Source organism: Arthrobacter sp. Dra40 (assembly GCF_059091905.1).
In genome coordinates this window covers 1-8,566 of the sequence record NZ_JBNHHB010000213.1, presented here as the reverse complement: position 1 = coordinate 8,566, position 8,566 = coordinate 1, and the positions used below count along the sequence as shown (strand labels likewise).

The window sequence follows — 8,566 nt, the reverse complement described above, 5'->3', positions numbered from 1 at the left end:
ATGGCCCCGCTGGTGGACCGCAGGCTCCGGGACAGCGTCCACGCGCAGGTGGCCGAGGCGCTTTCGCTTGGTGCGGCTGCGGCGGAAGGCGGTGCGGCCCAAGAACCTGGATGATTTCGTGGGCCAGGCCAGGGTCCGCCAGCAACTGTCGCTGGTACTGGAAGCATCCCGGATTCGCGAACGGACCGCCGACCACGTCCTGCTCTCCGGCCCGCCCGGGCTGGGCAAGACCACGCTGGCCATGATCATTGCCGCCGAGATGAACGCGCCGCTGCGGATCAGTTCCGGGCCGGCAATCCAGCACGCCGGCGACCTGGCAGCGATCCTGTCCTCGCTGACGGAAGGGGAGATCCTCTTTCTGGACGAGATCCACCGGATGTCCCGGCCGGCGGAGGAAATGCTGTACATGGCCATGGAAGACTTCCGGGTGGACATCGTGGTGGGCAAGGGTGCCGGCGCCACTGCCATCCCGCTGGACCTGCCGCCTTTCACGCTGGTGGGCGCCACCACCCGGGCCGGACTGCTGCCGGGCCCGCTGCGCGACCGGTTCGGCTTTACCGGGCACTTGGAGTTTTATGCCGTCGCCGAGCTGGAACTGGTGCTTCGGCGTTCCGCAATGCTGCTGGACTTGAAGGTGAGCTCCGCGGGGTTCGCTGAGATCGCCGGCCGTTCCCGAGGGACGCCCCGCATCGCCAACCGATTGCTGCGCCGGGTCCGGGACTGGGCGCTGGTGCACAAGATCGAGGAAATCGATGCCCGCACCGCGGCGGCCGCGCTGGATATGTACGAGGTCGACGAACGCGGACTGGATCGGCTGGACCGCGCGGTGCTGACCGCCCTGATCACCAAATTCGGGGGCGGGCCGGTCGGGCTGTCCACGCTGGCCATCGCCGTGGGGGAGGAAACCGAGACCGTGGAGACGGTGGCCGAACCTTACTTGGTTCGTGAAGGGCTGTTGGGCCGGACGCCGCGGGGGCGGATCGCCACCGTCGCCGCCTGGCAGCACCTGGGGCTGGCTGTGCCGGAGCATCTCACCGCAGGACAGACCGGGGACCTGCTTGCTGAACTGCTGGAGCCGGACACGGATTTCGCCGAAAACTGAAGCGTGACCGTGTAAGGGCCGTCACCGCGTAGAATGGTGGCAACGTGCGGAGTGCGCCGTTCCTTGCGGGACGCGGCAGGCTGCGTACACGGTCCGGAATTTCCTGCCGGTCCGCCCCAGACTTCTAGGACGGAACTTTCCTGTGTTCGTAAATCTCTTCACCGCGACCAATACCGCGCAGCAGGCGGGCGGTGGCATCGATGTGATGACCATCGGCCTGTTTGCCGTCTTCGCGCTGCTGATCTTCTTCATGTTCCGCAAGCAGAAGAAGGTTCAGGCCCAGATGCGGGAGAAGGCCGAGCGAATCAAGGAACAGATGGTTCCGGGCACGGAGGTCATGACGCAGTTCGGCCTCTTCGGCACTGTCGTTTCCATCGACGCGGACAACAACAAGGTGGTCCTTGAGCTGTCGCCGGGCAACACCGCCACCGTGCACACGCAGGCAGTGAACGAAGTGGTGACGCCGGAAACCCCCGAGGTGCCCGACGATGCCTCATCCCTCACCACGGAGACGGCCCACCGCCCCGAGGAGTCCGCCGAAGAGACCCTCAAACGACTCAATGAAGAGCAGAACAAAGACACCAAGTAGGCCGGATGGCTTAGCCGCATAGGCGTGCAGTGGCGGGGCCTGCCCCGCCACTTCGCCATGTACCGACCGGTTCGGCCGGCCGTCTAAGCCGATAAGAGAAAGTTCTTCCATGGCACGATCCGGTTCCACCAGCCTTGCGCGGCGGACACTCATCTGGCTCGGTGTGCTCCTGGCCGCCGGCACCGTCATCCTGGGCAGCGGTGTCTTCACCGGCCACGCGAGCTGGGCGCCTAAGCTGGCGCTCGACCTTGAGGGCGGTACCCAGATGATTCTGGCCCCCAAGGTCCAAGGCTCCGGCGGTGAGATCACCGCCGACCAACTGAACCAGGCCGTGGAGATTATCCGCCAGCGCGTTGACGGTTCCGGTGTGGCGGAAGCAGAGATTACTACGCAGTCCGGCCGCAACGTCGTGGTCAGCCTGCCGGGTACCCCCGACCCGCGGACCCGCGAACTGATCCAGGCTTCTGCCGACATGGAGTTCCGTCCGGTCCTTACCGTTGCGCAGGGCTCTGCCGTTCCGAAAGCCGAGCGGACGCCGGCCAAAGACCTTCCCAAACCGACCGGCAAGCCGGAGAACGCCAGTGATCCGAACTGGATCACGCCCGAGCTCTACCAGAAATTTGAGGCGCTTGAATGCCTTGACCCGGCCGCCGCGGCAGCGGAGGCCGAGCCTGCCGACCCGGCGAAGCCGACGGTCGCCTGCGAACCGGATACCGGCATGAAGTACATACTGGGCCCGGTGGAGGTGCCCGGCACGGACATTGCCGGCGCCAGCTTCGGCCAGACCCGTGGCCAGCAGGGACAGAGCCTGAATCAGTGGGCCGTCAACATCGAGTTCAACGGCGAGGGAACCAAGACCTTCAAGGACGTGACCGAGCGGCTCTTCGGTCTCTCCGGAGCCAGGAACCAGTTCGCCATCGTGCTGGATGGCCAGGTAATATCCGCTCCGACGACGAACGCGGTTATCCCGGACGGGAAGCCGCAGATCACCGGCAACTTCACGGAAGAGTCGGCGCGCGGCCTGGCTGAACAGCTGAAGTACGGTGCGCTGCCGATCAGTTTTGAAATCCAAAGCGAGCAGCAGATTTCCGCCACGCTGGGCGCAGACCAGCTGCGGATGGGCCTGATTGCCGGGCTCATCGGCCTGGTGCTGGTCGCAGCCTACTCGATCTTCCAGTACCGCATGCTTGGGTTGGTCACCATCGCGTCGCTTGTAGTGGCCGGCATCATGACCTATCTGGCGATCGCGATTCTGGGCTGGACCGAGAACTACAGGCTGTCCCTTGCCGGCGTAGCCGGTTTGATCGTGGCGATCGGCCAGACCGCCGACTCGTTCATCGTCTACTTCGAACGCATCCGCGATGAACTGCGCGAAGGGCGCGGTTTGGTTTCCGCGGTGGACAACGGCTGGAAACGCGCACGGCAGACGGTGCTCGCTTCCAAGGCTGTCAACCTGCTGGCCGCCGTCGTGCTCTATTTCGTGGCAGTGGGCAACGTGCGCGGATTCGCTTTCACGCTCGGCCTGACCGCGGTGGCCGACCTGCTGGTCGTCTTTATGTTCACCCACCCGACCATGGTTTTGCTGGCCCGGACCAAGTTCTTCGGCGAGGGCCACCGGTTCTCGGGCCTGGACCCGCGCCTGCTGGACGCAGTGCCGCTGTACCGCGGTGCAGGGCGTATCCGCCAGCCGGGTGAGCGTAAGGTCCCGGTCCCGGCCAAGAACACCGCGGCAGCGGCCGAAGCAAGCCGACGCCAAACCATTGCCGAACGCAGGGCGGCGGAGAAGCAGCGGGCCACCAGCGGCGTGGGCCGCGGGGCCGACAAGGAGAGCAACTAAATGGCCAACTTTGCTAAGTGGGGCAACGACCTCTACACCGGCAAGCGGTCCTACGACTTCGTCGGCAAGTACAAGCTCTGGTTCGGAATCGCCATCGCGGCCATCCTGCTCTCCATCCTGGTGCCGATCATCAAGGGCGGCTTCAACCTCGGCATTGATTTCCGCGGCGGTTCCGAGTTCACCGTCTCCAACGTTGAAAACACCGACGTCGGCCCTGGCGAAGCGGCAGTGGCCAAGGTGGCTCCGGAGGCAGATCCCCAGGTGACCAACATTGCCCCGGGCACCATGCGGATCCAGACCGAGCGGCTCACCGACGACCAGACGCTTGAACTCAGGGACGCGCTCGTCGGGGCCTACGGCGTCAACGCCGACCAGGTGACGTCCTCATTCGTCGGTCCTACCTGGGGCGCAGACGTCACGCGGCAGGCGGTCTGGGGCCTGGTGGTGTTCGTTGTGCTGGCGGCGTTCATGATGGCGCTGTACTTCCGCACCTGGAAGATGTCCATTTCTGCGCTGAGCGGGCTGGTCGTGGTGCTCATCCTGACCGCAGGCATTTACTCCCTGAGCGACTTCGAAGTGACACCGTCGGCGATCATCGGCTTCCTGACCATTCTGGGCTACTCGCTGTATGACACGGTGGTGGTCTTCGACAAGATCCGCGAGAACACGGCGAATTTGGACAAGTCCACGCGAAAGACCTTCGCGGAAGAGGTCAACCTCGCCGTGAACCAGACCTTGGTCCGGTCCATCAACACCTCCGTTGTCGCCGTCCTGCCGGTGGCCGCCATCCTGTTCATTGGCGCGTTCCTGCTGGGCGCCGGAACATTGAAAGACGTGTCGTTGGCACTCTTTATCGGCATCATCATCGGGGCCGCGACGACGCTCTTCATCGCTGCGCCGATGTATGTCAGGCTACGGGCCAAGGAGCCGGCGCTGATCAAGCAGGCCAAGCGTGTGGAGGAACGGCGCCGTACCGAGGCAGCACCCGCCGTCTGACGATAAACCGGGGCGCCGGGGGCCGCCTGACGGCATAGACTGGACTTTGCGGAACAGTGCTGGATTGGTGCACCGCCGGCCGGCGGTGCACCGGCAGTTCCACGACGAATCGGGAAGGCAGGAAGGATTGGCCGAGAACCTCAGGTCGACGGACCAGGCCGCTGACACCGGAACCACTTCGGGCCCTGGTTCTTCCGGCGTGCCCGCGGCCGATCAAGTTCCGGCCACAGCACCGGTCCGCCACGCCTTCCCCGGCCGCCGGGAGCGGACAATGTCCCGGCTTGCCCGGCTGGCCGGACGCGGCGGCACCAGCTATTCGCCCATCCTTGAACCGCTGCTGCGCACTGTCAGGGCCAACAACCCGCGCGAAGACTTCGACCTGATCCAGCGCGCGTTCGTGGTGGCCGAGCGCAGCCACCGCGGACAGAAGCGCAAGAGCGGCGATCCCTACATCACGCATCCGGTGGCTGTGGCCACCATCCTGGCCGAACTGGGCATGACCGGCACGACACTGGCTGCCGCCCTGCTGCACGACACGGTGGAAGACACCGAGTACACGCTTGCCGACCTCAAGGCGGAGTTCGGTCCCGAAATCGCGATGCTGGTTGACGGCGTCACCAAACTCGACAAGGTGCAGTTCGGTGACGCGGCCCAGTCGGAGACCGTACGCAAAATGGTCGTGGCGATGGCCAGGGACATCCGCGTCCTGGTGATCAAACTTGCCGATCGGTTGCACAACGCCCGCACCTGGCGGTTTGTTTCGCCCGAGTCGTCGGCCAAGAAGGCCCGCGAGACCTTGGAAATTTTCGCCCCCTTGGCCCACCGGCTGGGCATGAACACCATCAAGTGGGAGCTGGAAGACCTTTCCTTCGCCGCCCTGCATCCCAAGGTCTACGAGGAGATCGTGCGGATGGTGGGGGAGCGCACCCCCGAACGCGAGAAGTACCTGACGACGCTGCGCACCAAGATCGGCGACGATCTGCGGGCCGTGAAGATCAAGGCGACGATCACCGGCCGGCCGAAGCACTACTACTCGATCTACCAGAAGATGATCGTGCGGGGTAAGGACTTCGACGACATCCACGACCTCATGGGCATCCGGGTTTTGGTGGACACCGTCCGCGACTGCTACGCCGCGCTCGGCGCCCTGCACGCGCGGTGGAACCCGCTGCCCGGCCGGTTCAAAGACTACATCGCGATGCCGAAGTTCAACATGTACCAGTCGCTGCACACCACGGTGATCGGCCCGGGCGGCAAGCCGGTGGAAATCCAGATCCGCACCCATGAGATGCACCGTCGCGCCGAATACGGTGTGGCGGCCCACTGGAAGTACAAGGACATTGCCCGCGGCGGGACGGCCGACGGCGGCGACATGGGCTGGCTGCGCAGCCTGGTCGACTGGCAGCAGGAGACCAGCGACCCGGCAGAGTTCCTGGACTCCCTCCGGTTCGAAATCAACGCCAAGGAAGTTTTCGTCTTCACCCCCAAGGGCGAAGTCATGGCACTACCGGCCGGATCCACTCCGGTGGACTTTGCCTACGCCGTGCACACCGAAGTGGGCCACCGCACCATCGGTGCCCGGGTCAACGGCAAGCTGGTCCCGCTGAACAGCGAACTCAACCACGGCGACTGGGTGGAAATCTTCACCTCCAAGGCCGAAGGCGCCGGCCCCAGCCAGGACTGGCAGGGCTTCGTTAAGAGCCCGCGGGCGCGGAACAAAATCCGCCAATGGTTCACCAAGGAGCGCCGCGAAGAGGCGATCGAAAAGGGCAAGGACCAACTCACCCGCGCCATGCGGAAGCAGAACCTGCCGCTGCAGAAGATGATGACGCACGACGCCTTGATGTCAGTGGCGCAGGAGCTGCACCACGCCGACGTGTCCGCGCTTTACGCCGCGGTGGGCGACGGCCATACATCGGCGCAGAACGTGATCGAACACCTGGTCGGTCTTCTCGGCGGACAGGAAGCAGTCGAAGAAGCCCAGCCGTCCATTTCGACGACGGTTAAGCGTCCGAAGCATCCGGACTCGGGCGTCACGGTCGTTGGCGTCGGCGATGTGTGGGTCAAGCTCGCCCGGTGCTGCACTCCGGTCCCGCCGGATCCCATTGTCGGATTCGTCACCCGCGGTTCCGGTGTCTCCGTGCACCGCGCTGACTGCCGCAATGTGGCGGAACTGCGCGAAAGCCCCGACCGCATCGTGGATGTCGCCTGGGCGCCCACCCAGTCCAGCGTGTTCCTGGTGGAAATCCAAGTGGAGGCATTGGACCGCAAGAGCCTGCTCTCCGATGTCACCCGAGTGCTCGCCGAAAACCACGTCAACATTCTCTCCGCCACCGTGCACACCTCAAGCGACCGGCTGGCGATTTCGCGTTTCTCGTTTGAGATGGGCGATCCGAAGTATCTCAGCCACGTGCTCGGTGCAGTGCGGCGCATCGACGGCGTGTACGACGTCTACCGCACCTCAGGGTCCCAGCGCCGCTAAGCGCAAGCACACCCGGTCACTCCGCATCCGGCGCAGGCTTGGCGTCCCTCCTGCTAAGCATTTCCGATCGCGGAGTCCAGACGCTGCAGCGCCCGGGCTTTGCCGGGCAGTCTCGGCCTGGCCTCAATGGCCTGCCGGACGGTGTCCAGCCGGCAGCCAAGCCCCTTGCTGCCTGCCAGCGCCCTCAAAACGGCGGCGGCGTCCTCTTCCGGAGCGTGCAGCGCCACATCCAGGGCGGTTCGCAGCGGCGTACTGACCGGGACCCCGCCGATGGTCACGGTGTCGAGGGGGCCCAATGTCACTTCGTGAACCAGGGCCAGCCGGAACCGGCCCTGCGACGTCGTCCGGTGCCGGTGGTCCAGCAGCACCGAGAGCTTCTGCGGCGCCGGCGCGCAACCGTAGACCCATGCCGCGGTCAGCCTTCCCAGCACCACCTTCCGGCGGACAGGTTCGGGCAAGCTGAAGAACGCGGCGGCCGCGCGGTGCCGGGGCGTGATCTGGTCCCACGGCAAGGCAAATACCGGGCCGTAGACGTTGACCACGAGCCTGTCCAGACGCATGCACTCGAGCTCGCTCCGGCTGAACGGATGCCCGGGCCGGAGCACCGCGGGCGGAACCTGGGCAGCGGGTGCAGTCGCCGGACTGGCAGGGGCTGGGTGGACGGCCATGCCAGCCAGCATGCCAAATGGCCCGGCAGAGCCGAAGGGCCGGAAACGCTTTGTGGAAAGCGGTCCCGGCCCTTCGGCTGTGTAGGAGTTACCGGCTAGGAGAAATCCTCGGCCGAGCGCAGCAGCGTATTCAGCCACTGGCGGCGGGCCTCCAGCGCCTCACGTGCCACGGTGATGCGCCGCTGGTCTCCGGCCTTTTCGGCCTGTGCCAGGTCATCTTCGAGTCCGGCGATGGCCGACTCGAGCTGGGACAGCGCACTGTTGGTCCGGGCCTTGGTTTCCGGGTTCGTCCGGCGCCAGTGGTCGTCTTCGGCCGCCTTCACCGCATCCTCCACCTTGCGCAGCCCGGCCTCGATCCGCTGCATGTCACCGCGCGGAACCTTGCCTGCTTCCTCCCACCGGTCGCGGATCGACTGCAGCGACCTCTTGGCTGCCGACAGGTCGGTCACGGGCAGCAAGGCCTGAGCCTCGGCCACCAGCGCTTCCTTGACCACCAGGTTGGCGGAGAACTCCTGGTCAATCGCCTCATTGGCTGCCTGGCGTGCAGCGAAGAACTTGTCCTGGGCTGCCCGGAACCTTGCCCACAGGGCGTCGTCGTCCTTGCGGCTGGCGCGCTTGGAAGTCTTCCAATCGTCCATCAGCTTGCGGTACTCGGCAGCGGTATGGCCCCAGTCGGTGGAGCTGGAAAGCTCTTCGGCACGGGCGATCAATGCTTCCTTGGCAGCCTTGGCCGCAGCGTTCTCGTTGTCCAGTTGGCTGAAGAACGCGCGGCGGTGCCGGTCGAAGACCGTCCGCGCGGAGCGGAAGCGCTTCCACAGTGCGTCCTCGGTACTGCGGCCCAGCCGGATGCCGTTCTTCTGGGCGGACTTCCACGCGTCAAAGAGTTCGTTCA

Annotated in this window: 7 protein-coding genes; 5 read left to right on the top strand and 2 right to left on the bottom strand. The window is 65.4% G+C overall.

Annotated elements, in window-relative coordinates:
* Positions 1-67 precede the first annotated feature (67 nt).
* The 5 genes from ruvB to AC5RWT_RS31455 all read left to right on the top strand — a co-directional run bounded on the left by ruvB (position 68) and on the right by AC5RWT_RS31455 (position 7,006).
* Positions 68-1,102 carry a Holliday junction branch migration DNA helicase RuvB gene (gene ruvB, locus AC5RWT_RS31475; RefSeq protein WP_494083644.1) on the top strand — a complete coding sequence of 345 codons (1,035 nt, stop codon included), beginning with the start codon at positions 68-70 and terminating at the stop codon, positions 1,100-1,102.
* 205 nt (positions 1,103-1,307) lie between these two features.
* Positions 1,308-1,691 (top strand): preprotein translocase subunit YajC, encoded by a 384-nt coding sequence (yajC, locus tag AC5RWT_RS31470; protein WP_494083643.1) that lies wholly within the window; start codon positions 1,308-1,310, stop codon positions 1,689-1,691.
* Positions 1,692-1,800: 109 nt separating this feature from the next.
* Complete coding sequence (secD, locus tag AC5RWT_RS31465) at positions 1,801-3,528, top strand: protein translocase subunit SecD (RefSeq protein ID WP_494083642.1); 1,728 nt, start codon at positions 1,801-1,803, stop codon at positions 3,526-3,528.
* Entirely contained in the window at positions 3,529-4,524 is a 996-nt protein-coding gene (secF, locus tag AC5RWT_RS31460; protein WP_494083641.1) for a protein translocase subunit SecF, read from the top strand.
* A 271-nt stretch (positions 4,525-4,795) separates the two neighbouring features.
* The gene (locus AC5RWT_RS31455) at positions 4,796-7,006 is read left to right on the top strand and encodes a RelA/SpoT family protein (protein ID WP_493968020.1); all 2,211 of its coding nucleotides are present in this window, start codon (positions 4,796-4,798) and stop codon (positions 7,004-7,006) included.
* Between the two features lie 53 nt (positions 7,007-7,059).
* On the opposite strand, the gene AC5RWT_RS31450 is transcribed toward AC5RWT_RS31455, so the two are convergent.
* A complete protein-coding gene (locus AC5RWT_RS31450; RefSeq protein WP_494083640.1) occupies positions 7,060-7,674 on the bottom strand; it encodes a type IV toxin-antitoxin system AbiEi family antitoxin in 615 nt (204 codons plus the stop codon).
* 95 nt (positions 7,675-7,769) lie between these two features.
* A partial coding sequence (locus tag AC5RWT_RS31445) for a DUF349 domain-containing protein (RefSeq protein ID WP_494083639.1) occupies positions 7,770-8,566 on the bottom strand: 797 nt, incomplete at its 5' end.

Bases quoted from the DNA above. Each gene is read 5' to 3' on its own strand.
- secD (WP_494083642.1), top strand. From the start codon at position 1,801: ATGGCACGATCCGGTTCCACCAGCCTTGCGCGGCGGACACTCATCTGG.
- yajC (WP_494083643.1), top strand. From the start codon at position 1,308: ATGACCATCGGCCTGTTTGCCGTCTTCGCGCTGCTGATCTTCTTCATG.
- AC5RWT_RS31450 (WP_494083640.1), bottom strand. From the start codon at position 7,674: ATGGCCGTCCACCCAGCCCCTGCCAGTCCGGCGACTGCACCCGCTGCC.
- AC5RWT_RS31455 (WP_493968020.1), top strand. From the start codon at position 4,796: ATGTCCCGGCTTGCCCGGCTGGCCGGACGCGGCGGCACCAGCTATTCG.
- secF (WP_494083641.1), top strand. From the start codon at position 3,529: ATGGCCAACTTTGCTAAGTGGGGCAACGACCTCTACACCGGCAAGCGG.